General features: G+C 45.0%; 26 protein-coding genes. 17 read left to right on the top strand and 9 right to left on the bottom strand.

The window, feature by feature from the left end; genetic code table 11:
• Window positions 1–20 precede the first annotated feature (20 nt).
• Together fdhD and METLIM_RS03750 are read right to left on the bottom strand one after the other, a co-directional pair.
• Window positions 21–752 (bottom strand): formate dehydrogenase accessory sulfurtransferase FdhD, encoded by a 732-nt coding sequence (gene fdhD, locus METLIM_RS03755; protein WP_004076586.1) that lies wholly within the window; start codon window positions 750–752, stop codon window positions 21–23.
• Between the two features lie 78 nt (window positions 753–830).
• Window positions 831–1,133 (bottom strand): DUF1894 domain-containing protein, encoded by a 303-nt coding sequence (locus METLIM_RS03750; RefSeq protein WP_004076585.1) that lies wholly within the window; start codon window positions 1,131–1,133, stop codon window positions 831–833.
• Window positions 1,134–1,456: 323 nt separating this feature from the next.
• Here METLIM_RS03750 and METLIM_RS03745 point away from each other — a divergent pair, with 323 nt between their 5' ends.
• From METLIM_RS03745 to METLIM_RS03725, 5 genes are all read left to right on the top strand, one after another.
• Window positions 1,457–2,605, top strand: a complete 1,149-nt coding sequence (locus METLIM_RS03745) for an LL-diaminopimelate aminotransferase (RefSeq protein ID WP_004076584.1) — start codon at window positions 1,457–1,459, stop codon at window positions 2,603–2,605.
• Entirely contained in the window at window positions 2,602–3,897 is a 1,296-nt protein-coding gene (gene lysA, locus METLIM_RS03740) for a diaminopimelate decarboxylase (protein ID WP_004076583.1), read from the top strand. The genes METLIM_RS03745 and lysA overlap by 4 nt, the downstream gene beginning before the upstream one ends.
• A gap of 29 nt (window positions 3,898–3,926) precedes the next feature.
• On the top strand, window positions 3,927–5,609 hold the full coding sequence (locus tag METLIM_RS03735; RefSeq protein ID WP_004076582.1) for a single stranded DNA-binding domain-containing protein: 1,683 nt from the start codon (window positions 3,927–3,929) through the stop codon (window positions 5,607–5,609).
• 86 nt (window positions 5,610–5,695) lie between these two features.
• Window positions 5,696–6,670, top strand: coding sequence for a DNA repair and recombination protein RadA (gene radA / locus METLIM_RS03730; protein ID WP_004076581.1), 975 nt, complete (start codon window positions 5,696–5,698; stop codon window positions 6,668–6,670).
• Window positions 6,671–6,688: 18 nt separating this feature from the next.
• The gene (locus METLIM_RS03725; protein ID WP_004076580.1) at window positions 6,689–7,402 is read left to right on the top strand and encodes a phosphoglycolate phosphatase; all 714 of its coding nucleotides are present in this window, start codon (window positions 6,689–6,691) and stop codon (window positions 7,400–7,402) included.
• On the opposite strand, the gene METLIM_RS03720 is transcribed toward METLIM_RS03725, so the two are convergent.
• Window positions 7,391–7,642 (bottom strand): PRC-barrel domain-containing protein, encoded by a 252-nt coding sequence (locus METLIM_RS03720; RefSeq protein WP_004076579.1) that lies wholly within the window; start codon window positions 7,640–7,642, stop codon window positions 7,391–7,393. The genes METLIM_RS03725 and METLIM_RS03720 overlap by 12 nt on opposite strands.
• 166 nt (window positions 7,643–7,808) lie before the next feature.
• A complete protein-coding gene (locus tag METLIM_RS03715) occupies window positions 7,809–8,687 on the bottom strand; it encodes a CBS domain-containing protein (RefSeq protein ID WP_004076578.1) in 879 nt (292 codons plus the stop codon).
• Window positions 8,688–8,735: 48 nt separating this feature from the next.
• Between METLIM_RS03715 and METLIM_RS03710 the strand changes: the two genes are divergently transcribed.
• A complete protein-coding gene (locus tag METLIM_RS03710; RefSeq protein ID WP_004076577.1) occupies window positions 8,736–9,713 on the top strand; it encodes an NOG1 family protein in 978 nt (325 codons plus the stop codon).
• On the opposite strand, the gene METLIM_RS03705 is transcribed toward METLIM_RS03710, so the two are convergent.
• The gene (locus METLIM_RS03705) at window positions 9,649–10,569 is read right to left on the bottom strand and encodes a presenilin family intramembrane aspartyl protease PSH (protein WP_004076576.1); all 921 of its coding nucleotides are present in this window, start codon (window positions 10,567–10,569) and stop codon (window positions 9,649–9,651) included. The genes METLIM_RS03710 and METLIM_RS03705 overlap by 65 nt on opposite strands.
• 299 nt (window positions 10,570–10,868) lie before the next feature.
• Between METLIM_RS03705 and METLIM_RS03700 the strand changes: the two genes are divergently transcribed.
• From METLIM_RS03700 to cofC, 8 genes are all read left to right on the top strand, one after another.
• On the top strand, window positions 10,869–11,183 hold the full coding sequence (locus METLIM_RS03700) for a hypothetical protein (protein ID WP_004076575.1): 315 nt from the start codon (window positions 10,869–10,871) through the stop codon (window positions 11,181–11,183).
• Between the two features lie 39 nt (window positions 11,184–11,222).
• On the top strand, window positions 11,223–12,224 hold the full coding sequence (fen, locus tag METLIM_RS03695) for a flap endonuclease-1 (protein WP_004076574.1): 1,002 nt from the start codon (window positions 11,223–11,225) through the stop codon (window positions 12,222–12,224).
• A 173-nt stretch (window positions 12,225–12,397) separates the two neighbouring features.
• Window positions 12,398–13,405, top strand: a complete 1,008-nt coding sequence (gene cofG / locus METLIM_RS03690) for a 7,8-didemethyl-8-hydroxy-5-deazariboflavin synthase subunit CofG (protein ID WP_004076573.1) — start codon at window positions 12,398–12,400, stop codon at window positions 13,403–13,405.
• A gap of 4 nt (window positions 13,406–13,409) precedes the next feature.
• Window positions 13,410–14,144, top strand: a complete 735-nt coding sequence (gene purC, locus METLIM_RS03685; RefSeq protein WP_342633005.1) for a phosphoribosylaminoimidazolesuccinocarboxamide synthase — start codon at window positions 13,410–13,412, stop codon at window positions 14,142–14,144.
• A 4-nt stretch (window positions 14,145–14,148) separates the two neighbouring features.
• Window positions 14,149–14,394 (top strand): phosphoribosylformylglycinamidine synthase subunit PurS, encoded by a 246-nt coding sequence (gene purS / locus METLIM_RS03680; RefSeq protein WP_004076571.1) that lies wholly within the window; start codon window positions 14,149–14,151, stop codon window positions 14,392–14,394.
• Complete coding sequence (purQ, locus tag METLIM_RS03675) at window positions 14,391–15,086, top strand: phosphoribosylformylglycinamidine synthase subunit PurQ (protein WP_004076570.1); 696 nt, start codon at window positions 14,391–14,393, stop codon at window positions 15,084–15,086. The genes purS and purQ overlap by 4 nt, the downstream gene beginning before the upstream one ends.
• Window positions 15,087–15,113: 27 nt before the next feature.
• Complete coding sequence (locus tag METLIM_RS03670) at window positions 15,114–15,413, top strand: ferredoxin-thioredoxin reductase catalytic domain-containing protein (protein WP_004076569.1); 300 nt, start codon at window positions 15,114–15,116, stop codon at window positions 15,411–15,413.
• A gap of 177 nt (window positions 15,414–15,590) precedes the next feature.
• Entirely contained in the window at window positions 15,591–16,229 is a 639-nt protein-coding gene (gene cofC / locus METLIM_RS03660; RefSeq protein WP_004076568.1) for a 2-phospho-L-lactate guanylyltransferase, read from the top strand.
• Here cofC and cofE read toward each other — a convergent pair.
• The 4 genes from cofE to glyA are packed head-to-tail and all read right to left on the bottom strand — an operon-like array spanning window position 16,173 to window position 19,855.
• Window positions 16,173–16,952: a coenzyme F420-0:L-glutamate ligase gene (cofE, locus tag METLIM_RS03655; RefSeq protein WP_004076567.1), complete on the bottom strand. Its 780-nt coding sequence runs from the start codon at window positions 16,950–16,952 to the stop codon at window positions 16,173–16,175. The two genes, cofC and cofE, sit on opposite strands and share 57 nt — an antisense overlap.
• Window positions 16,949–17,764 (bottom strand): dihydropteroate synthase, encoded by an 816-nt coding sequence (folP, locus tag METLIM_RS03650; RefSeq protein WP_004076566.1) that lies wholly within the window; start codon window positions 17,762–17,764, stop codon window positions 16,949–16,951. Before folP ends, cofE begins: the two co-directional genes overlap by 4 nt.
• Window positions 17,751–18,587, bottom strand: a complete 837-nt coding sequence (gene folD, locus METLIM_RS03645) for a bifunctional methylenetetrahydrofolate dehydrogenase/methenyltetrahydrofolate cyclohydrolase FolD (RefSeq protein WP_004076565.1) — start codon at window positions 18,585–18,587, stop codon at window positions 17,751–17,753. Before folD ends, folP begins: the two co-directional genes overlap by 14 nt.
• Window positions 18,584–19,855 carry a serine hydroxymethyltransferase gene (gene glyA, locus METLIM_RS03640; RefSeq protein WP_004076564.1) on the bottom strand — a complete coding sequence of 424 codons (1,272 nt, stop codon included), beginning with the start codon at window positions 19,853–19,855 and terminating at the stop codon, window positions 18,584–18,586. Before glyA ends, folD begins: the two co-directional genes overlap by 4 nt.
• Window positions 19,856–20,030: 175 nt before the next feature.
• On the opposite strand from glyA, the gene METLIM_RS03635 reads away from it, so the two are divergent.
• The 3 genes from METLIM_RS03635 to METLIM_RS03625 are packed head-to-tail and all read left to right on the top strand — an operon-like array spanning window position 20,031 to window position 24,896.
• Window positions 20,031–20,690: a DUF7518 family protein gene (locus METLIM_RS03635; RefSeq protein ID WP_004076563.1), complete on the top strand. Its 660-nt coding sequence runs from the start codon at window positions 20,031–20,033 to the stop codon at window positions 20,688–20,690.
• 50 nt (window positions 20,691–20,740) lie between these two features.
• Window positions 20,741–24,181 carry a chromosome segregation protein SMC gene (gene smc / locus METLIM_RS03630; RefSeq protein ID WP_004076562.1) on the top strand — a complete coding sequence of 1,147 codons (3,441 nt, stop codon included), beginning with the start codon at window positions 20,741–20,743 and terminating at the stop codon, window positions 24,179–24,181.
• Window positions 24,174–24,896, top strand: coding sequence for a segregation/condensation protein A (locus METLIM_RS03625; protein WP_004076561.1), 723 nt, complete (start codon window positions 24,174–24,176; stop codon window positions 24,894–24,896). Before smc ends, METLIM_RS03625 begins: the two co-directional genes overlap by 8 nt.
• The last annotated feature ends 352 nt before the right edge of the window (window positions 24,897–25,248 follow it).

Raw genomic sequence — 25,248 nt, 5'->3', positions numbered from 1 at the left:
TGCGCCGGGCAAAAATAATGCTATGGTATATTCAGATCCTCTATTCTTTCCGGGTGGGAATAGACTGTAAATCTGTCCCCTCTTGCAAAACATATAAGTGTGATTCCGTTTTCTGATGCAATCCTGATTCCTTCCGTTGTTGTTGCCGCTTTTGTAATCACAACCGGAATTCCGGCATTTGCAAGTTTTGACACCATTCCTGCGGGCTGCCGGCCGGTACTGCCGATGTAGCACCTGCCTGTATCTATCCCGTTTAAGGCAGTGTAGCCTATTACCTTGTCAATAGTGTTATGCCTGCCAATATCTGAAAATCCGGCGACCTTTCTGCCTTCTGAAAACAGAACTGAATAGTGGACAGCCCCCGTCTGTCTCCAGAGATCTGACACTATCTCTTCTGTTACTGCCGGAATGTCTGCTTTTTTAATTTTCATACCGGATTTTACATGCTTAAATGGTGTATTGGAGCAGGCGCCTCCTGAAGAGCATGTAACAGGACTGAGCTTTCTTTTCAGTTCGGCTTCGACATAAATATCATTGCCATCGGTCCTGACAGATTCAATAATGTCTGATATACTCTCACTGATTACAAATCCTGCCCCCAGTTCTTCAAGATTTTCAGGTGTTGCTACCTGAGATGACAGCATTTCATTGTTGAGGTAGATATTTACCTTCTCTTCTGTGACAATCGGGTCATCAACAATTCTTACGGAATCACTCTTTACAAGAATTCCCTGCATATATTTTAGAGGCATATTTTAATTACTCAGGATTATGTATTTTCCAGGACATTTTTTACAGATTTCAGGCTATAATGAACTCAGATATGACCCTTATTTTCCGCTGACGATCTTTCCTTTAGTTCTGATTTCTTCAAGGTCAGCATCATCTGCTTTGATTTTTAAAAGTTGTGTTCCGAAGCAGGGTTTTTTGAAATAAAAGAGTATCTCTTTTTTCTTAATCTTAAGGCCTGTGTAAAGAGTTCCTTCTCCAAGAATTGTAACTCCCTTTATTGTAAATCCTTCCGGCATTTCATATACTTCAGATGCCTTCTTTTTGATATATTGTATAGCATCTTCCGGGGTGATCTCTTCATCAATTATTTCCGGGCTGAGTTTATTGACACACCTGTTCATATTTTTTCACTTTAACTTTTTTATTTATTATTTTGTTTGACTTTAAAGATATGATCTCCTCTTCTGCCGGAATTAATCTGCGGTTTTAATTTTATTGTCTCTCTGCCTGCCTTTCAGTTTGCTTTCGCTGGAAAGAAACATTGGAAATAATCTTGAGGCTTTAGATATCATGCAGAATTCTTCCTGGCATGGTATACGGAATTTATATCTGTATTTATCACTTATGGTGACTTTAAATCCGTATCCGGGGTCAGAATATTTATTTTTATGCTGCTGCTTTGAAGGCTTATATTTTTAAAGATCAATTACTACATTTAAGACACATGTATGCAAACCGACTTGATAATCTTCCACCATATCTTTTTGCTCAGATAGATGCATTAAAAGCAGAAAAACGTGCACAGGGAGTTGATGTTATTGATCTCGGTGTCGGAGACCCTGATCTTCCTACACCCTCTCATATCGTTGATTCACTATGCGAGGCTGCAAGGGATCCTTCGACACATCATTACCCGGATTATACAGGTATGATTGAATACCGTGAAGCTGTGGCTGAATGGTACAATTCCAGATTTGGTGTCAGTTTAAATCCGAAAACTGAAGTTCTGGCACTTATCGGTTCAAAGGAAGGTATTGCCCACGTACCGGAGGCATTTGTTAATCCCGGAGATTATGTCCTTGCAACAGATCCCGGATATCCTGTATATAAAACATCAACCCTCTTTTCAGAAGGAAAACTCTGGGAGATGCCACTTAAGGAGGAGAATGAATTTCTTCCGGTATTTGAGGATATCCCGAAGGACGTTGTTAAGAAGGCAAAACTGATGTTCTTTGGCTATCCAAACAACCCGACTGCCGCAGTTGCTCCTCTCTCGTTCTTTGGGGAAGTTGTTGAATTTGCAAAGGAGAATGATATCGTTGCCGTTCATGACAACGCCTACTCTGAGATAACCTTTGATGGCTACAAAGCACCTTCCTTCCTTGAGGCGGACGGTGCAAAAGAGGTTGGAATGGAGATGCATTCCCTCTCTAAGACCTATAATATGACCGGATGGCGCCTCGGTATGGCATGCGGAGGGGAGGAACTAATCTCCGGCCTTGGGCGTGTAAAGACAAATGTCGATTCGGGTGCATTTGATGCAATACAGCGTGCAGGAATAACTGCTCTGACCTCCTCGCAGCAGTGCGTCGCAGATGCCTGCAGCGTGTACCAGGAGAGGCGTGATGCCCTGGTGAGCGGTTTAAGGGATCTCGGTTTTGAAGTGGAGTCGCCAAAGGCAACTTTCTATGTCTGGCTAAAAGTAAGTGATTCAATGGGCTTTGCAAAGAAGATGCTCGATGAGGCTGGTATTGTTGTTACGCCCGGAGTAGGTTTTGGCAGCAACGGTGACGGCTATGTCAGGTTTGCGATCACCAGAAACATTGAAAGAATAAAAGAGGCAATTGAAAGGATGAGGAGTGTTGACTTCTGAAACTTCCAGAGCACCTGACAATAAAAGACGGCCATCTTATGATCGGCAGTCATGACTGCAATGACCTTGCAGAGAGTTACGGAACTCCGCTGTATGTGACGGACGAGAAGAGAATCCGGGAGAATTTTACAAGATATAACAGTGCCTTAAAGAAGCACTATAATAATGTAAGAATGCTCTATGCCGCAAAGGCAAATGGTAATATGGCAGTCCTGAAGACTTTTGCCGATCTGGGTGCAGGTGCAGATGTATTCTCTTCCGGAGAACTTCATCTTGCCCTTCTTGCGGGAATGAATCCTGAAAATCTTCTCTTCAACGGCAGTTCCAAGACAAAGGAAGACCTTGAACTCGCGGTTGACAAAGGTGTCAGGGTATCGGTTGATTCCTTTGATGAACTTGCCCAGCTCTCAGAGGTGGCAAAAGCGAAGGGAAAAGATGTTGAGATCTCATTCAGGATAAACCCTGCAATTGACGTTCCGACCCACCCTAAAATCGCAACCGGACTTGCGACAAGCAAGTTCGGCATTCCGGCGGATCAGATCCTTGATGCCTACCGCGCTGCTCTTGAAGCAGATAATATAGATCCGGTTGGCATGCACTGCCATATCGGCTCACAGATCCTTGAAGTTCTTCCGTTTGCAAAAGCGGCTGAGATTATGGTGAAGATTGCCGGGAAGCTCACAGATATCGGTGTTAAGCTGAAGTTCATCGATATAGGCGGCGGACTTGGAATTCCGTATCATCATGACAGTGACAATGCTCCGACACCTGAGGAGTATGCTGATGCAGTCATGCCGGTATTTCTGGAAGGTATTGCCAGAATAGGTATCAAACCGGAATTATGGGTTGAACCTGGCAGAAATCTGATGGGTGATACAACAATACTTCTGACAGGGGTCAATTCTGTAAAGACAGCGCATAAAAAATTTGTAAATGTCGATGCCGGATTCAACCTTCTGCTGCGCCCTGCAATGTATGACTCATATCATGAGGTAATAGTCGCTAACAGGGCAGATCAGAAACCTGAGCTTGAATATACGGTCACCGGGCCTATATGTGAATCCGGAGACATTATCGCGGCTGACAGGATGCTGCCGCATGTTGAAAGGGGTGACCTCATTGCTGTGCTTGACTGCGGAGCATACGGCTATTCGATGGCTTCACAGTACAACTGCCGCCCAAGATGCCCTGAGATCATGGTCAATGGTGACCGTTCGGCTTATATGAGGCGTGGTGAGACTGTGATTGACATTCTGAATACCATGGCAGATCTTCCGTGGGTTGAGAAGTGATAAGTAATGCAGAGGGGTAATTCCGGTCTGTGAGGGCATACTACGCACTCGTGGATGACCTTCTGTCTGAGGAGGAATTTGAGGAATTTGCCCTCTCTTTCTCTGGCGGTTTAAATGCTGATCATGATCTCCATTTTGCAGCGGCAGCCGCAGCAGAAAAACTGGGCCGCCTGCATACAAAAATTGCGGAGATCAGAAAGGGGCCGACCCTTATATCTTTTTACTGCCGGATAATTGGCCGCTATCTTACTCCTGAGAGTGAATCTGCCGTTAATTTACTGGATGAGTTAAATTCCGGTTCAGAATTTCTGGATGATTTCTCTCAGGACGAAGGGTCTGACCAATTCAGCAGTTATTCTGAGAGTTCCGGCTTTTCTGACGGCGACAGCCGCTATGTTAATACGTCTTCAGAGAGGTATCACTCACAGAAGAGGGTGCAGAAATCCCGCTCAGGGCAGAATTTATACGTTCATCTCAGGGAGAGCTTATCTGAATCCCTGCCGGAGTTTCCTTCTTTAAGGCTTATGCTTCTTGTGGGAGATGATACCGGAGAGGTTATCATTCATTTCAGGGATGAGATGGCATCTGCCGTTATGGAAATCCCTGACGGAAGTATGATCGAGGTTGCCGGGAGGTATAAGGGGTCCGGAGAACTTTATGCTGTTGACATCCGGCTCTCTGACAACGATATTTCCCTCCGGAAAGACGGGCAGAGAAAGATTCTGTATGAATCTGTATGCTTTGTCATTCTTGGGATTACCTGCCGGTCTTATGGTGATGAAGGGGAGGGAGAAGGCTCTTCATACTTCAGGCTCTTCTGCGGTAGTGGAAATGATACTTTTACCATCACTTTCCGGGACTCCTCTCTCCCGGAAGACATCTCTGAAGGGTTCTGTGCAAAGGCGGAGCATTTAATCCGCATTCCGTCTTCCGGTGGTGAAATCAGATTCTCTGCCGGAAGGAACAGTGATCTTATTCCGGCTGACGGTCCTGTTGAATTTACATACTCTTCACCTTCCGATGCTAAACCCGGCCGTTCTGCATCTTTTCTCTGTCGCGTTCTCTCTTTGGGCCGGGTGCATCAGTTTTATTCCGGAAAAGGCAGTCTCTCATGTGTGAGAAATATGACTGTTGTGGATTATGATCCTGCTGAGAATGACTTTCTCTGCTCTTCTGATTCTGATCTTCAGTATGGTTGTGGTGATGATTCACCCTGCGCTCCGGATCTGCCGTCACTTCTGTATATTCCGTCTGGTGGTTCTCAATGTCAGAATGTTGTCCTTTGGGGTGAGCATGCAAAAATACCGGTATCCGAAGGGGAGATTATTGAGATTGTAAACGGTTTTGCAAAAATTCCTGATGATGCCCATACTATGGCCGGTTGTTCCGGGGGGTATGAGATACATGCGGGCATCAGTTCACTTGTGCGGGTGGTTACATCGGATTATTGCGGGTCTGAAGAGAAGATCTCATTTGAGGGTATGGTCATTGAGGACTTTTCCGGGTTTATAATTGAGAACGGGTCTCTCTGTTACATATTATCCGGTATGACTGACGGGTTGTGCAATGGTATTCCTGCGGAAGTTTCGGGTATTCTGTACGGCATGAGAATTGATGTTATTAATTTCAGAAATATCTCATCCTCTAAGAATAATATTAATTGTGATATTGATTTTATGCTCTCAGAATCTGCAAATATCGATAATTTATGATTTGTTTTACTTTCACCCCGCGCGGTAACCCTTCTAAATAGATCCTGATCATATTCTTTTGTATAAAATAATCAGAGGTTATTTAGATGTCAGAACTGGATATTGAGGATCTGCCTGGTGTCGGCCCGACAACAGCAGATAAATTAAGGGAATCAGGGTACAGCACAATAGAGGGAATTGCAACCGCATCATATGCTGATCTTGCAGAAGCAGCAGAAATAGGTGAATCCACTGCAAAGAAGCTCATAAAAGAAGCCAGGAAGATGGCTGATATCGGGGGATTTAAGACCGGAACTATTGTTCTTGAAGAGAGAAAAAAGGTCCGGAAACTCTCAACTCTTGTACCTGAGTTTGATGACCTTTTAGCAGGCGGTTTTGAGACCATGTCTATCAGTGAATGTTATGGTGAATTCGGTTCAGGTAAGAGTCAGATCTCACATCAGCTTGCAGTAAATTCCCAGCTTCCTCTGGAGGTTGGTGGACTTGACGGTTCAGTCATCTACATTGACACTGAAAATACATTCAGGCCTGAGAGGATAAGGCAGATGGTTGAAGGTCTTGAACTTGATATTGAGGTACCTCCTGTAGAGGATTTCCTTGAACATATCCACGTTGCAGAGGCATTTACATCTGATCACCAGATGCTTCTTGCTGAGAGTGTAAGGGAGCTTGGCAATGAACTGAAGGATACGGACAAACCCGTCAGGCTGATTGTGGTGGACTCTCTTATGGCGCATTTCCGTGCAGAGTATGCAGGAAGGGGTACACTCTCTGTCAGGCAGCAGAAACTGAACAAGCATATGTATGACCTTGCAAAACTTGCAAAAGAGTTCAATGCTGTAGTTCTTGTAACAAATCAGGTCCAGTCAAATCCTGCTGTATTCTTTGGTGACCCAACAAAGCCGACAGGTGGAAATATAGTAGGTCATGCTTCAAAGTACAGAATATACTTAAGAAAGAGCAAGGGTGGCAAGAGGGTTGCAAAACTCGTGGACAGTCCTGATCTTCCGGACGGCGAGGCCGCATTCTCTGTGGAGATGGCAGGTCTTAAATCTGCATGAGTGTTAACCTAATAACAGATGCAGAATAATTCCAATTTTTTTCCCAAAGCCATTATTACCGATGTTGACGGCACAATTACTGATAAAAGCAGAAGAATAAATCTTGATGCCGTCTCAGCAATAAGGACACTATTTGACAATAATATTCCTGTGGTGATAGCCAGCGGGAACACTCTCTGCTCACTGACATTTCTCTGCAAGATGCTTGGCACTGACGGCACAGTCATCTGTGAGAACGGTGGTGTTTACAGGGTTAAATATGAAGGAGAGATCAGAATTCCGGGCAGCAAGCAGGTCTGCATTGAGGCATTCAGCCGTGTTGAGAATTACTATGCTGAAAAGGGAATTGAACTTGAGCTCTACAGCCCGGAATACCGGTTCGCAGATGTTGCCTTTGCCAGAAATGTAAATCCTGATGAGGTCCGTGAAATTGTTTCCGATCTGCCTGTGGTAATTCTCGATTCAGGTTTTGCAGTCCATATTCAGTCTGCAAATTCAGGAAAGGGAAATGCCTTTGGTTATGTGGCATATGAGATGGGCCTTAATGTCTCTGATTTTGTGGCATTTGGTGATTCACATAATGATGTCGATATGCTTAAAAGAGCCGGCAAAGGTGTTGCAGTTGCCGGAGGTGATAAAATGGCCGGAGATGCTGCGGACTGGGTCAGCAGCAAAAAATACGGAGATGGATTTGTTGAAGGCGTTAAAAGATATTTTCCATCATTGTTTTGATAGATATCTGTCAACAACGATGTAGTCTCTGATGTCCCTTACTGCCTCAAAAGGCACAAAGAGCCGGTCTCCGTCTATTGTATATCCGCTTGTGTCAAAATTAGGTTCAGGTTTTACAACGAGATTTATGACCTCTCCTGAATCAAGATCAACCATTATATTGCGAATAGTCCCTATGACCATCCCGTCTGTACTCATTACCTGCTTTTTTGACAGACTCCGGGAGAATGCTGTCTTCATATTAAAAAAGAGTGGGCATGATAGTATTTAAATGATTGTAAAATACTCCACAGAATGATAATTGCTCCAATGGTATCAGACTATAATTTCGGGAATATATTTTTGAAATACCGGATAAATATTGGATTTTGGGATGCCTGCCGGAAAACCGGATGGACAGGCATACTCACAGTGCAGGGAAGACCTTTATTATATCTGACTGCGTCAGAATACCAACCGGTTTATCGTCTTTAATTACTATTATCCTCCCGATATTTTCCTTTTTGAATTTCCCGATTATCTGGAAGAGGTTTTCATCCGGAGAAGTTGTCACAACCTTTGCCGTCATAATCTTCTCAATTCTGGTGTTTAAGGGCATATTGTCGTGAATCCCGCGTGCGATATCGCTTAATGTTACAATGCCTGCAAGATTGTCTTCAGAGATTACCGGTGCACCGTGAATCCGCTTTTCACTGAAGAGATTTATTGCGTCAGTAAATGTGGAATCATTATTCAGGGTAAATACCGGTGTGCTCATATATGCATCAATGTGTTTTTTTGGAAGTGATATCATCTCTGAGATTGTAATCAGGAGGGACTGGTTGACTTCGTCCTTGCCATAGACCTCCCCCTTCAGCAGAAGTTTGTTCACAGGGGTCGGGCCGATTGAGATCATATCGCCCATCTGGAAGGATTTTACACTCCCGATGAGTTTTATCATTGCCCGGCAGAGATCCGGGTTACAGAGTGTCGTGAAATCGATCTCAGCAACATTTACGCCCGGAATTACTTCATCATTCTTCTGAATCGGAACTTCAATCTCATTCTCATAGTCATTCAGGTTCAGTTCACTGTATGCCGCTGAAGATGGTGTGTAACCGCCTTTGGGTCCGGGTACACCTTCGACAAGTGCAAGCGCCTTTAGCGCCTGCATCTGGTTTCTGACTGTACCCGGATTTCTTTTTAAAACGTCTGCAATCTCCTCCCCTTTAATTGCGGACGATTTCTGGTGGTAAAGTGTAATGAGTGTGATTAAAATATCCTTCTGGATTAGGGATAACTCCATAATAGATTAATCATGTAAGTAAACATATATAGATTAGGGTTATTATCTGTGGAATTTGAAAAAATACCTACTGTTCCGACCGCCGATGAGGTTATGGATCGGGCACTTCGCCGCGCAGCTGCGGCACAAAAACTGAAAAAGAACAAGGATAAGGCGAATGAGGAATTTGTACGATCGATTTACAGTTCAATATATGACAAACTTGATGATACTGTAAGAAAATTTCCAAGTTTTGACAATCTGCCGAAATTTTACCTGGATATCTCAAATATTCTCTTTGATGTTGACCGGATTAAGAAATCACTTGGCGCTGTACAGTGGGCCGCAGGTCAGGCAAGAAAGACAGGCGGGACATATGCACGGCAGATGAGGCAGTCCGAGGATACAAGGGGCCTGCGCAAACAGGCAACTGCGAGAATATCATCCATTGTGCATCAGGTTGAAAAAGATCTGCTGTATCTTAATGAGGTGAGAAATGTCCTGCGTAAACTTCCTGAAATAAAAGAAGATGAGTTTACCGTCGTTGTTGCAGGTTATCCGAATGTCGGAAAATCGTCTTTCATAAAACTGGTTTCATCTGCGCTGCCTGAGATTGCCGGATATGCCTTTACAACAAAGTGCATCATTGTCGGTCACCGTGAGGTGGGGCGCGAGAGGATACAGATCGTTGACACTCCCGGAATACTTGACAGACCTTATGAGATGAGGAATGAGATTGAGAACCAGGCACTGTGTGCGATTTCAAATGTAGCTGATCTCATCCTGTTTATGGTTGATTCAAGTGAATCCTGTGGTTATCTGATTGAAGATCAGTTTGGCCTTTATGAAAACCTGAAAGAAGTGGTTGGCGATGTCCCTATGAAAATAGTGGTGAACAAGGCCGATTTAAATGAACTTCCGGGATACATGAATATGTCCACACAGACAAGGGCGGGGGTCAGGGATGTTGTTGACCTCATTCTTAAAGAACGGGAATCCAATACCACGTGGCGGAAGCCGCACAACCCAGAAGAAATCCAAGAATAGCCCCTCCGTTTAAAGTCGGAAGTCCGGCCTGTGGATTGCCCTTTGCAACAAACCAGAGCAGAACTGCAAGTCCGGCAAATGTCCCTGCCGCCGCGCCGAGTGTCGGCATTGATACCCCGAAGATAATATTTCCGGCGCTAAGATATACTGAGGACGAGACGACAAGAATCGTGGGCATGATGAGATCCCCCATTCCCATCAGGAAGGCTCCTCTCTCTTTTTTATCCTTCTCAAGGTTTACTCCCTGCCTGATATATGAATAGTCTCTGGTTTTCGGGATTACAACAAGAATCGGGGCTTTTGAATTGATCACACCTTCTGCCAGTGCTATCATATGTTTTGTCTTGTAGACGGATATCGCATCGTAGAGTGCAAGTATTATCAGGAGAATTATTACCGGAAAAATTTCCAGAGATATGCCGAATATTGACGCTGCACCTGCGCAGATTAAAATTCCAAGTACGTCTATCACATACCATTCGGGATATTTATACAGGAGAGCCGTTGCTGCAAGGGAGAGTGTGGCAGTCAGGATCAGAGTGAGTGTAACATTGTGAAATAATGCCTCTGCCACCGCTGCAAAAATATATATGAATATAAGAAGGATCGAGAAAGCAATTATGGCTGAAAGAACTTTTTTTCCTCCATATCTGATTAATACGAGCATTAAAGCTGTAAATCCTATAAGTATTGCAAAGAAGAAGGCAATATTTTCAATTGCTGAAGGGTCATCAAATGCGGTGTATCCTGCATCATTCATCGCAGGGGTGAGAAGAAGTGCGCCTGCCTGCACGAAAAGAAGCATTACAAACATTGCTGCATAGGGCAGATATTCCATTGTTTTTTCTGAAACCATATTATTTTTCCTCTGTTTTTTGTTTATTTTTCCCGTTTTTTAAGCGGTTTTTCCCCGGTTATTGCGGATTTTAAACTGTCATCCGGAGTATTTTATATCTCTGACCGATGCCGGAGGGCTTATATTTGCCTTAAACTGACGGTTAATCTCTCCCGGATTTTTAAATTTCCGCTGCATATTGCTGCAAAGACTGCTTCTGCACAGAGTAATTATTCATCCGGCAGGCAGATTACGGGACAATCAATCCCTGATTAAATAAGATAGTTAGATTAATTAATGGTCTGTAAATATCTTACAACATGGATGAGCGTAACAGTACAAAGGATATATTGCTCGCGGTTATTCTTGTCATCTCGACCCTTGTGATGGTTGTCAGGTTATGGCAGGACTGGATTGTCGCCCTCGCAACCGGAATAATGATGTTCTCACTTGCAGGCCTGATATTATCCCTTTGCAGGAAATTTGAAAATCTTGAGAATTCAGTCAATACAAGAGACCGTAATATGAGGCTGAACCTTGAGCAGCTGTCATCTGAACTTAATGAGAAGTGCGATGATATGTCAGCTGAGGTGAGTGAAGTGGTCTCCTCAATTGCAAGGAGAATGTACAGATAATCTCTTTTATTTTAAGCTCCAAAACTCCGGGATTTATTCATGGGCGTTGCAATACGTGATATTCTTAAAGAATACAAAAGACCTGCCGAATGGGACTGCCTGAGAGGTCGGGCGGCATTTGACGGCAATAATGCCCTCTACCAGTTTCTGACCACAATAAGGCAGCCTGACGGCACTCCACTTATGGACAGTGAGGGCCGGGTGACATCACACCTGTCCGGGCTTTTCTTCCGGCTGACAAATTTCATTGAGAAGGGCGTATCTCCGGTATTCATATTTGACGGAAAACCACCTGAGTTCAAAAACAGGACTATATCTGAGAGACGGGCAGCGAAAGAGCAGGCAGAGGCCGGTCTGAAAGAGGCCCTGAAAGCAGGAGACAACCAGGCTGCTTTCAGTTATGCCCGGTCCTCAACAAGAGTTGACAGGGAGATTATCGACAGTTCAAAGAGACTCCTCTCTCTCATGGGAATTCCTTATCTTGACGCGCCCTCTGAGGGTGAAGCGCAGGCGGCATTTATGGTGTCTGAGGGAATAGTAGATTATTCCGTATCACAGGACTATGATTCACTCTTATTCGGGGCTGAAAAACTCGTCAGAAATTTAACGGTCAGCAGAAAGAGAAAGATAAGAGGCAGGACAATTACCGTAAATCCTGAGACTATTTCTCTTGATGAGGTACTTTCAGGGCTTGAAATTACAAGGGAACAGCTTGTTGAGATTGGAATTCTTATCGGCACAGATTTTAACAGTGGAATCCGTGGTATCGGACCAAAAAAAGCGTTAAAGATTGTTCGGGACGGCACATTTGAAAATATCTTATCTGAAAGCATGCCGGAATTTGACTATCTGCCGGTGAAGGATTTCTTCTTAAATCCGCCGGTAAAGGAGAATGTTATTCCCGATTATGGGGCCGTGGATGGCGCAGGCGTTACTGAATTTCTCTGTGTGGAGCATGGTTTTTCAAAGGAGAGGATAAACACAGTCCTTGAGAAAATTAATGCCGGTGCGGGCCAGAAGACTCTTGATCAGTGGTTCTGACCGGAAATATTCCTCTTCAATCCCCCTTCAGTAACTTTCTTTCCTTTTTCTCTGTTTATCTGCCGTTTCCCCTTTTCTTCAGTGCCGGAACTTTTTATTCTCTGCATATTTTGCTGATGATAAATACTGTTCATCCGATTGGTTGATGTACTAATAATCCAAATATTTTCCCAATGCAAAATAGGGTGATCACCTACTCAAGAAATGCATTTCTTCCGCTTACATCTGTATGCAGGAACAGGTGCGGATATTGCACATTCCGAAGGCCGGTAGGCGAAGGTTGTGTTATGTCACGGGAGGAAGCAGAAAATGTTCTCAGAATGGGCGCCTCTGCGGGCTGTACTGAGGCATTGTTCACATTCGGAGAGATGCCTGAACAGGAGGCAGGGTTTATTGACCATATTGAAAAGCAGGGTTTTTCTACCGTGCTTGAATACTGCTGCCATCTCTCCGAAAGGGCAATAGAATATGGAATGCTGCCTCACACAAACGCCGGAGTGCTTGAATACGATGACCTTGAATGGTTATCTGAGGTCAATGCAAGCATGGGTCTTATGCTTGAGACAACGGCTGAAATTCCGGCGCACAGGAACTGCCCGGGAAAGAAGCCTGAAGTCCGTATCGAGTCGATTGAGAACGCCGGGAAATTACGTATCCCGTTCACAACCGGGCTTCTCCTTGGCATAGGTGAGACTGAATCTGACAGGGAGGACTCTCTGGAGGTTATCGCCGGTATTCATAAGAGATACGGGCATATCCAGGAAGTGATCATCCAGAATTTCTGTCCAAAGGAGGGCACTGCAATGGAGAAGTGGCCTGTTGTGGGCAGTAGTGTGATCTGTGAGACAATTAAAACTGCAAGAGAGATTCTCCCGCGTGATATTGCCATTCAGATCCCGCCAAATCTTGCTGATGCCTCCCGCCTGATTGGGTGCGGTGTCGATGACCTTGGCGGTGTGTCACCCGTGACGATAGATTATGTAAACCCTGAACATCCCTGGCCGGCGATTGATGAATTAAAAGTCATTGCCGGAGAGAGGGGAATTCAGGAGAGATTATGCATCTATCAGAAGTATATCCGAAAGGGATGGTACCCTCCGGTACTCGGTAATCTTATAGATAAACTGGGTAAAGATATTCAGCAGAGAAACGAAATTAATAGTCTGAATAATAGCCAGTAAGCAGATGATGAAAATGCAAACCGGAGAACTTCTCTATAAAGGAAAAGCGAAATCCATCTACAGAACAGAAAAGGATGATGAACTCCTTGCTGTCTTCAGAGATGATATTACAGCATTTAACGGAGAAAAAAAAGATGAATTTGCAGGTAAAGGGGAGTACAACTTCGCAGCGTCAGCATTCTTCTTTGATTTTCTTGAGAAAAACGGGGTGAAGACCCACTATCTGAGGGCTGTTGATGAAAGGTCAATGGTTGTATCAAAACTTGATATGATTCCTCTTGAGGTGATCGCAAGAAACCGTGCCGCAGGATCTATTGTGAAGAAGTTTCCTTTTAAGGAAGGGCAGATTCTGAACCCTCCGGTTATCTCTACGGATTACAAGGATGATGAGAGGGGTGACCCTCCAATTAATGATGATCTGGTTGTGGCGCTTTGTCTTTTAACCCCCGATGAGCTGATGAATGTCCGTGAGACAACTTTAAAAATAAACAGAATTCTCTCTGATTTCTTTGAGGAGCTTGGCCTGATTCTTGTTGATTTTAAGATCGAATTTGGGAGGAAAGATGGTATAATTGTCCTTGGAGATGAGATCAGTATGGATTCAATGAGGCTGTGGGACAGGGAGACCATGGAATCATTTGACAAGGATGTGTACAGATATGATAAAGGAGATTTTATGTCTGCATATGCCCGTGTTGTAGAAAAGATAAATCAGTGGAAAGACTCTCATATGGAGTGATTAAATGATATTTGACGTAAAAATTATAATTTCACTTAAATCCGGCATGCTTGACCCGGAAGCCTGTGCAATTCAGCACGCACTATCAAACCTTGGGTTTGAAACAGAATATCTGAACAATTCAAAGCTTTACAGTGTCGGAATTAAGGCGGATGATGCTGAATCTGCAAGAGCCAGGGCAGAAGAGATGTGCGACAGACTTCTGGCAAATCCGGTAATCCAGAGTTATTCTGTTGAGGTAACAGAATGAGATTTGCCGTTCTTCAGTTTGGAGGGAGCAACTGCGATAAGGATGCTCTTCATGTTCTGAGGGATGTATGCGGTGTTGATACTGATCTTGTCTGGTACAGGGAAGGGCTTAAGAGAGAATATGATGGAATTATAATTCCCGGAGGTTTTAGCTATGGAGATTATCTCCGTGCAGGAGCAATAGCAACAAGGACTCCCGTTATGGCGGATGTTGTAAGGCATTCAGAAAAGGGCGGTCTTGTGCTTGGGATATGCAATGGCGCACAGATCTCTGCCGAGAGCAGTCTTGTCCCCGGCGTATTCACCATAAATGAATATCCTAAATTTATATGCCGGGAAGTTTATCTCAGGGTTGAAAATGCCGATTCACCTTTTACATCTGCCTATTCGGAAGGTGAGGTTATCAGACTCCCTATTGCTCATAAGGAAGGGCGCTATGTCGCCTCACCTGAGGATATTGCTGACCTTAAGAATGAGAAGAGGGTTGCATTTCGTTTCTGTAATAAGGACGGGGAAGTAACACCTGATTCCAATCCGAACGGCACCACTGAGAATATTACCGGTATTCTTGGCAGAGGCGGCAATGTGCTTGCCATGATGCCCCATCCTGAGAGGGCATCTGAAGATGTGCTTGGCTCATCAGACGGCAAAAAAATCTTTGACTCTATGATCTCATATATTGAGTCACAGTAAATAATCTGAACCGGCGGGGCTGATAAATTGACTGAAGATGAAAAAAAGACATTTGAAGAGTTTGAAGAGAAGATTCTCGGATGGGCAGAGAGATATGCAGAGAAGAACGGCTGGGAGCTGAACAGGAAAGACAATCAGGCATCTGTCGTTGTCAAAGGCCTTGCAAAGAACAGGGTTATGTACGGCGCAAGGTACTGCCCCTGCCGGATCAGGTCCGGAGATCCCAAAGTAGATCGCGATATTATCTGCCCGTGCAGATTCCACAGGGATGAGATTGCAAAAGACGGTTACTGTCATTGCATGCTATTTAAGAAAAAGGAAGAATAATTCCCATCTGCCCCGGGTTATCCTGATCCCACTCTCTTTCCTTATTTTCAGACCCGGAAATATCTGTGTCTGACCTGTTTTTTGATTTCCGGCACTGGTTTCCCCGGCTGAGTTTACTGTTATTTCTCCATGCCAAATACGATGCTTTTTAAAGAAATACCGGGCAACAATGTTTAAATGGTTCATGCTGTAATCCCCTTCAGGCCGACGAACCCAAAGACCAGACTCTCCTGTATTCTCAGTCAGGAAGAGAGGGAAAAATTTGCCTTAAGGATGCTCTCTGACGTTATATCCACTACCAACTCTGCATGCTGCCGGACTGTTCTTCTCTGCACTGAGAATATATCTGTTGAGGGTGCTGAAACAGTGGTAAAACCACTTGGGTTAAATGAGGCTCTGAATGAGTACCTGGCTGAGAATGATGATTCTGTTCTGATTATAATGTCAGATATCCCTCTTGCGACCAGGGATTCTGTTATTGAGATGGTAAAAACAGGTTCTGATATTGCAGTCGTCCCCGGAAGAGGAGGCGGGACAAATGCGATATTTGTTAAAAATCCTAAAAGTTTTCATGTCGATTTCTACGGCGCAAGTTTTCTTGATCACCTGAATATATGCCGTGATTCCGGACTTACGGTTGAAATTGTTGACTCCTTCCGGTTGTCAACCGATATTGATGAGAAAGATGATCTCGTTGAGATCTTCCTTCACTCCAAAGGTGAAAGCCGCGGTTTTCTTGAAAATCTCGGTATAAAAATGTCAGTTGAAAAGGGAAGGGTTGGAGTTCATCGCCACACCCATAAAGAGACACCCTGAAGGTTCAATAGACTGAACTCCTGATTCTTTGTTTATTTCAAGTCCAAGTCCTCTTATAATTGCTACAGGTGTGCTCTCATTCGCCTCTCCCATCACAAGCTCTGCGGCGGATGCTATATTATCTGCAATGGCAAGTTCGGTCACCTCAAGTGCCCTGCCAAAGAGGTCCTTCCTTCCTTTTTCATCCGACACTGCGGTTATTCCGTAGCACCCTATTGCAACGCCTGAACATCCGAGGCGCATGGCATGGGTCCTTGAATCTGCAATAATTATGCCTGCCCTGATGCCTGTCTTTTCAAAGATCTCATTATGGATTCTTTCCGCACTGCCGTCAGGGTTCTTCGGGAGCGTCACAACTGTTCCTTCCGGAGCATTGGAGCCGTCAACGCCGGCATTTGGAAGAAGGGTGCCGCTCTTCATGCAGAGCAGAAATCCCGGTATGCCGCCTACTATCGAATCGCTCTCCCTTAAGACAACTTCTGTGAGCCTCGGCTCTGTATTGTATCTTCTGCTCAGTTCAAGCGCCGCTTCTGAGGGTTTTACCTCATCAAGCTTTATGATGCACCCTTCGGAAGATGCAAGTGCACTTTCGGCAATTACTATTATATCTCCGTCTTTTAGTGTATCAGGAACTTTCAGGGCGCATAGAATAATGTCTGTGATATTGTCGCCCGGAATTATAATCCCGGTTTTAATCCCGAAAACTGTATATGAAGAGTTCATCTGTTGATCAGATTTAATTTTTCATATACATCTATAATATCTCTTGTATCTTCTGTGTCATGCGCCCTTACAAAACCTGCACCTGAATTCAACAGATGCATAGTTACTGCAAGAGTGCCGGAGAGCCTCTCTTCTGCCGGCTTTCTGAGCAGGTCTCCTATAAAGGACTTTCTTGATACGGCCGCAAGCAGCGGTCTGTCAAAAATTTTCAGGTCTGAGAAATTTCTGCATACTTCCCAGTCAGATTCTGGTGTTTTTTCAGCAGTCCACCTGCCAATCCCCGGGTCAAGTATGACATTTTCAATGCCAAAATCTTCTGCTCTCTGCATGACAATGCTAAGGTATTCTATAGTCTCTTTAATTCCAAGATTGTCCCCCGGCACATATTTTGCAGCCATAAGAATTGCCGGAAGTCCGCTGTCTCCGGCAATTCCGGCATAATCCCGGTTGCAGAGACCTGAGATGTCATTTATGCAGTCTATATCATATCTGAGCGCGGCACTGAGAACTTCAGGGTGCATTGTATCCAGCGAGACCGGAATGCCGCTTCCGGGGAAGTCTTTAAGGGCTGTTTTAATCCTTAATACTTCCTCGCTGACTGAGATCGGCCTGGCGTCCGGTGCTGTGCTCCTTGCGCCTATGTCAATAATGTCTGCGCCTTTCTCTGCCAGATCAGCGGCTTTTGAAAAGACATCCTGTGATCTGGTATATGAATCTGAAAAAAAGGATTCGGGACTGCAATTAACAATCCCAATCAGTTTTACAGGCCCGTCTTCTTTTACCGGAAGACTGCCTATCCTAAATTCCTTCATGCAGTTTTGCCGACTTAAGGGTGTTCTGCATGAGGGTTGCGATTGTCATCGGTCCAACCCCGCCGGGGACAGGTGTTATTGCAGATGACTTCCGTTCAACATTTTCAAAGTCAACATCGCCGCATAATTTCCCTTCGCCGTCCTGGTTTATCCCGACATCGATCACAACCGCACCGTCACGGATCATCTCTTCCCTGATGAATTTCGCCCTGCCGATTGCGCTTACTACTATGTCGGCATTTCTGATCTCATCTTCAAGGTTTTCTGTCCTCGAATGGCATACTGTCACAGTTGCATTCGCATTTATCAGAAGTGCAGCCATAGGCCTTCCGACATCAACTGATCTTCCGATAACGACTGCTCTTTTTCCTTCCGGATTTATGCCATATTCGGAGAGTATTGTCATGATTCCGCCCGGTGTGCAGGGCACAAAGTCAGGCCTTCCGGAAAAGAGCCTGCCAAGGTTGTACGGGTGAAATCCGTCAACGTCTTTCTCAGGAGATACCGATTCTATAACTTTCTCGGTATCCGCGTGGGGCGGGAGGGGGAGCTGCACAAGGATGCCGTGTACTGACGGGTCAGCATTCAGTTCAGATACTGCCTTTAGTATCTCCTCTGTGGTGGACTCTGCCGGAAGTTCAACTCCTGCTGATTTTATGCCTACGTTTTCACATGCCCGGTGTTTCATTCTGACATACATCTGCGATGCGGGATCTTCTCCCACAATCACAGTTGCGAGGCATGGTGTGAGTCCTGATTCAGCAATCTCTTTTTTTACAGATTCCTGAATCTTTTCCGATAATTCCCTGCCGTTTAGTATCATCTGACTTCCGGATAGAGTGTAAATCCTGAAGCAAGAGCCTCTACTTCGGCACGGACTTCTGTGATTGCCTTCTTTGAGCCTTTGTCCTTACAGACGTCTTTAAGCACAGCTGCAATCCAGTGTCCGATCTGCTTCATCTCTTCTTCTTTCATTCCTCTTGATGTCACAGCAGGTGTTCCGATTCTAAGGCCGCTTGTGACAAACGGACTGAGTTTTTCTCTTGGAATAGTGTTCTTATTGACTGTGATTCCTGCTTCTCCGAGGAAGTTTTCTGCTTCAAGTCCGGTCAGGTGTGAACCGTTTGTTGCGAGATTTGTCAGGTCGAGAAGAATCAGGTGGTTGTCAGTTCCTCCGGAAACAAGGTCAAGACCTTCGCTTATGAGTACCTCTGCCATTGCCTGTGAGTTTTTGACAATTTGTTTTGCATATTCCTTAAAGTCAGGTGTAAGGGCCTCTCTGAAACAGACTGCCTTTCCGGCTATAACATGCATCAGTGGTCCGCCCTGCATTCCGGGGAATACTGACTTGTCAATAGCCACTGCATTCTCACTGCCGCACATGATTGCACCGCCGCGTGGTCCGCGTAGTGTCTTGTGTGTGGTTGTGGTTGTGATGTCAGTTACTCCTACTGATGTCGGGTGCTGCCCGCCGGCAATAAGTCCTGCAATATGGGCCACATCTGCCATACAGTATGCGCCGACCTCATCTGCAATCTCTTTGAATGCCTTAAAGTCAATTGTACGCGGGTAAGCGCTTGCACCACATACGATCATCTTTGGCTTCTCTTTTCTTGCCTGTTCTGCAATCTGCGCATAATCGAGTGTTTCAGTCTCTTTGTCCACGCCGTAATGTGAGACTGAATACCATTTTCCTGTTATATTTACCGGAGACCCGTGCGAGAGATGGCCACCCTGTGCGAGATCCTGGCTCATCATTTTGTCCCCGTTCTGCATGAAGGCAAAATAGACTGCCTGGTTTGCCTGACTTCCGGATACTGCCTGCACATTTGCATGTTCAGCACCGAAAAGCTCACAGAGTCTGTTCCTTGCAAGGTCTTCTATCTGGTCGTGGAATTCGCATCCGCCGTAATATCTCTTGCCAGGATATCCTTCTGCGTATTTGTTTGTCAGAATTGAACCTACAGCCTCAAGGACTGATTTGCTTACAACGTTTTCAGAAGCGATAAGTTCCAGGCCGTTTACCTGACGAAGGCGCTCCTTTTCAATCAGATTGTAAATATCCGGATCATAATTTGCCAGATCAGACATATAGAGAAGAGTTGTTTTTCTGAGGATTATATTGTTTCTGAAGAAAAGTATCTGTCTGTAATGATATTGATCTGATTCAGCTGTCATTCAGTAAAAAAGGAGGATGGCGCATAACACGGGCTACACAAAATATTAATTAACCTATGAGATGACTTTCATATAACGGAGTATCCTGATGGATATTAATGATTCTTCTGCCAGAATAAGAGACCTCGAGCATACAGTCGGGGAAAAAGAGCGTGAAATAGAGATGCTTAAAGACAGTATCAGGGAAATGAACGGTGCTAATCCTGTGAGTGATGAGAGAGTGAAAGCTCTTGAAGTACAGGTCAGTGAAATGAAAAGTACTAATCCTGCAAATGATGAAAGGGTGAAAGCTCTTGAGAGGCAGGTTAATGAAATGAGTGGCATGGTCAGAGGTCTTACTGCTGAAATGCTTGATCTCAAGGCCTGGATCCAGAAACTGTCAAAATCTCTGGATGATAAAAGTGCTGAAAACAGGAGGGTAGTTGCTGATAAGAAGAGAGAGTCTGCTGCTGTAAAGGACCCTAAAAAATATCCTGTTCCTGAGAAGCCTGTAGATGTTGCGGTCAAGAAAACCGAAGACAGCCGCAGACGGGAAGAGAAGGACAGATCTGAAGAGGTCCTGATCATTCAGCCGGACGGCACAATGAAACCTGAAAGGATGAAGGGCGACGGCATGATCATTGCAGATAACAGAGGTGGGCACATCCCGGCGAGAAGGGCATCCGAGAGGGACCCGCGGGACAGAAAGCCTCTTATTTATGCTGATGACGATGATGATTCAGTAGAAATAACTAGAAAAAGAAAGTAATCTAAAATTATAAATCCAATATTTTCAGCGTTCAAAGGAGCTACTGGTCTTTGTATATAACCGAACTTGAAGTTGACAATTTTAAATCTTTTGGCAAAAAAACCAAGATACCATTTTTTGAAGGATTCACTGTTATTTCAGGTCCGAATGGCTCCGGAAAAAGTAATATAATTGACTCTGTTCTTTTCTGCCTGACCCTCTCCGGTGCAAGGGGTCTTCGCGCCGAGAAACTGACTGACCTTATCAATCTTAACACCGGAAAAAATACCGCCGAGGTCTCAATCACTTTCTCTGAGGGCACTAAAATCCGCAGAAAGATAAAGAGAACTCCCCACGGCTATTACAGTTACAATTATCTCAATGACCGCGCCTGTAAGGTGGGTGATATTGTTGAATTTCTCTCAAGAAACGGCATAAAACCTGAAGGCTATAATGTGGTGATGCAGGGTGACATCACACGCATAACTGAGATGAGTGATACCGAGCGCAGGAAGATCATCGATGAGATCGCTGGTGTTGCAGAGTTTGACAAAAAAAGGGACCAGGCACTCTCAGAACTTGAAATAGTACGCGAGAGGATTGAGAGGGAGGAGCTTATTCTTGCCGAGCTTGAGAACCGGATTGTTGAGCTTAAGGAGGAGAAGGAGCAGGCTTTAAAGTACAGGGCACTTGAGGAGGAACTTGAGCACCTGAAGAGCTGTCATTCATATGCGAAACTTGCTGAGAAGAATAAGGAGCTTCTGGCGATCAGATCTCTGATTGAAGGTCAGGGTGTCGAATCTGAAAAATTTTCCGCAGATAAATCTCTCTGTCGTGATGAACTTGAGAATTTAAAAATCAGGGTAAAGGAGACAGAAGATGAGATCAATGAGAAGAGTGGTGCTGAATATCTGGCTCTGCTCTCTGAAATTGAGGATGCACGCGGAAAGATCAGGTTTTGTGAACAGTCCATTGAGAGGCTTAATGCAGAGAAGGAAAAGTCAAAAGAGGCGCAGCAGAAGAATTTTGCCGATATGAGGCGGGCTGAATCGACTGTTAAGGAGATATCTGACAAGATCAGGAACCTTTCTGTTGACCGCTCCGGACTTTCAATGGAGCTTTCCGGTACCAGGGCGGAGCTTGAAAATGCGGAGAATCAGCTCTCCAGAGATAGTCAGGCGGTGGAGGGCGCAAAAGATGAACTATTTTCTCTTCGTGAGAGACTTGATAAATTCCGGTCACAGAGGTCTGATCTCTTAAAGGAACAGGATCTGCTGATTGAGAAGAGCCGTTTCAGAACCGAAGAGAAAGAGCGCCTCTCTGAAAGGCTTATTCAGGCTGAATCTGAACTGAATGCCAGAAAGGGCAGCCTGGAGGAATATTCTGAGCTTATAAAATCCCTTGAAGCAGAGAAGTCCGTTATTGACCGGGAACTTGCTGCAAGTGAAGGGCGGCTCTTTGAAAATAAGGGTGCGCTTGAGAGGGTCAGATCTGAGCTTAGGTCCCTTGACCGTGAGCTGATGAGGCTTGAGGCTCAGCAGCAGGCATCGGGGGGGGCCGGTGGAAGGGCTATGGATTATATTCTGGGTATGGACGGGATATACGGTACTGTCGCACAGCTTGGAAGAGCGCCGCCTGAATATACGAATGCTCTTAATATTGCGGCAGGAGGCAGGATTAGGAGTATTGTTGCTGAGAGTGACTCTGTTGCATCCGCCTGCATAAGCTATCTGAAGGACAACCGTCTCGGCCGGATGACATTTCTGCCACTGAATAAGCTTCGCGCTCCTGATCTGCCCCAGATCTCCGATCCCGATGTGATCGGCTATGCAGCAGATCTTTTGGAATATGATCCTCTTTTTGACTCTGTCTTCAGGCATATATTCGGTAGAACTGTTGTTGTAAAGGATATGGCCACTGCCAGAAGGATGATGGGCCGTTTTCGGATGGTAACTCTTGACGGCGATCTTATAGAGGTGGCCGGTGCGATGACCGGCGGTTCTCTTCAGAAGAAGATGCAGGGTTTTGGTGTTGCGGCAGATGACGGAATAAATGCCCTTAAGGCGAAAATATCTGCACTTACTGCTGAGGAGGGTGATCTCAGGGCTGCTGTTGAGCGGTATGAGAATCTGGCCGGTGAGAGGAGAAGCCGCAGGTCGGAAATTGGCGGACAGGTCTCAAAGTACAGTCTGCTCGTTGAAGAATTCCAGAAACTCTGTGATTCCCTCAATACAGAGATTGCGGGAATCCAGGATAAACAGAATAATATGGCCGGTGATTTCTCTATTGGTGCTGTCAGGCTTGAGAAGATTGAATCTGCTCTTGAGGGAATATCAGAGGATATCGGCTCTGTTGAAGGGAGTATTGAGTCCTTAAAGAAGAAGCTTGGAGATACGGGGATTCCTGAACTTGCTGAAAAGGTGGACTTTCTCAGAAGAAAAACTGCTGATTCGGAGCGAAGGCTCAGAAATAAGGATGATGACATATCTGACTCGCAGAGGGAGAGGCAGCATTTCCAGAACCGTCTTTCTGAATTTCAGAATGACAGGGAAAGGATAGAATCCGATTTTAAGAGGATTGATGAGGATATTCTGAAGAATCAGGCTGGAATTTCAGATGCTGAGGCAGAAATGAGTTCCCTTGAAGAGAAGAAGGATAACTTTTCTGTGGAGCTGAATGAACTGCATGATCTGAGAGATGAGCTCAACAGTTCAGTTATGGCTGCTGAGAAGAAGATCTTTGCCATCAATTCTGAGATGGAGAGGATAAGACTTCAGTTGTCTTCTCTTAAGGACAGGGAAGATCTGCTCATCTCTGAGATTGAGGAGCTGTCTGCGCGAACGTCCGGTGTTGAGACTGATATGTCACTTGATGAGATTGAGAAAGGCATTGAGAGTTCGGAGAGGGCGATAAAGAGAATTGGTGCGGTTAATATGCTCGCAATTGAGGAATATGAGCGCGTTGACACCAGGATTAAGGAGAGATCCGGTCAGAAGGAGGTTCTCTCAAGGGAGAGGGCCAATATTATTGAGAGGATTGAGCATTATGAGAAGATGAAGTATGACTCATTTATGGAGGCCTATACTGCAATTGACTCAAATTTCCGCAGCATTTTTGCACGCCTCACTGAGGGCAGCGGTAATCTCTCCCTTGATAGTACTGCAGATCCCTTCAGCGGCGGTATGACTTTTGCGGTTCAGCCGAGGGGAAAGAAGGTTCACCTTCTCTCTGCACTTTCCGGTGGTGAAAAATCCCTTACTACTCTTGCGTTCATCTTCTCGATTCAGCAGTATATGCCTGCGCCTTTCTATGCGCTTGACGAGGTCGATATGATGCTTGACGGTTCTAATGTAGAGCGGATTTCCAATATGATAAGTGAGCTTTCCGGCAATGCGCAGACGATATGTGTCTCCCTTCGCCGCCCGACGATTGAGAGGGCTGACCGGATCATCGGTGTGACTGCCAGGCCCGATAAGAGTACATATGTTACCGGTGTAAAGAGCAATGGATGAAGAACCGGTAGAGATTCTTGTCAGGATGTCAGAGTCGGGGGAGATTGATCCCTGGAATATTGATATTGTTGAGGTTACTGACCGTTTCTTAAATGAGCTTGACAGGATGCATAAGCTTGACCTGAGGGTTTCGGGCCGGACTCTTTTCTATGCTTCTCTGCTTTTAAGAATGAAGTCTGAGGTCCTTGAGGAATCGGGTGAATCTCCGGATGAGGAGTTATCTGATGATTTTGCAGATGATCTTCTCTTTGGCGGGGATGATTATACGTTCGGGGATATCGCCGAGCCTGTTGATCGTCTTGAGAGGGAGATTCAGCGGCGTATTAAGCGCAAGAGTCACAGAAAGAGGCCGGTTACACTTTATGAGCTGATCAAGGAGCTTAAGACTGCGGAAAAGATGCAGATTCGGGGGCAGAAGCGGAAGAAGGCTGAGCCTCTGGTATTCTTCGAGGCGGATGATGTCATCTCGGTTGCTCATGAGGAGGACTTTAAGGATGAAACTGATTATGTCTATTCGTCTTTTGAGAAGGTCTGCGGCGCTTCAGGGGAGACCACCCTTAGTTCGTTATGTCATGAAGTTAAGATGGATCAGAGATCCGTATATCTTCCCCTTCTTTTTCTGATGCTTGAAGGAAAGCTGATGATATTTCAGGATGAGTTTTTTGGTGAGATTAAGATTTCCGGGTGGTCTCCGGATAAGTTTGAAGAAAACTGATCTGTCTGGTATTTTTCCCGTCTTTTTTTGTTATATTATCTTTATTTATTGCCGGGAATTATGTGGAATTTTTTGGATATTCATCTGACTTTCACCTGAATATTTGCAGCAGTTTGCGCGAGTGATCAAAAGTTCATGAAATAACGCTGTTCTGCCGTTTTTTTCCGGTGGGTGATCCTGTTTGTCTGTTCATTTTCTTAATTTCCTGCAAGGGTTTATATGTGGCGGCATACAACATTGTAAGGCCGAAGTATTCCGGTGACAGACGCCTCAGGGCGGCTGCAACTGTGGATTCGGGAAAGCCTGTAAGTTCTTTTACAGGTGACTGCAAAGCAAAAAGTGGATTCGCTGA

The organism is Methanoplanus limicola DSM 2279 (assembly GCF_000243255.1).
GTDB classification, from domain to species: Archaea; Halobacteriota; Methanomicrobia; order Methanomicrobiales; family Methanomicrobiaceae; genus Methanoplanus; species Methanoplanus limicola.
Note: the sequence above shows the minus strand (reverse complement) of the source record. Positions and strands in the feature narration are given on the sequence as shown.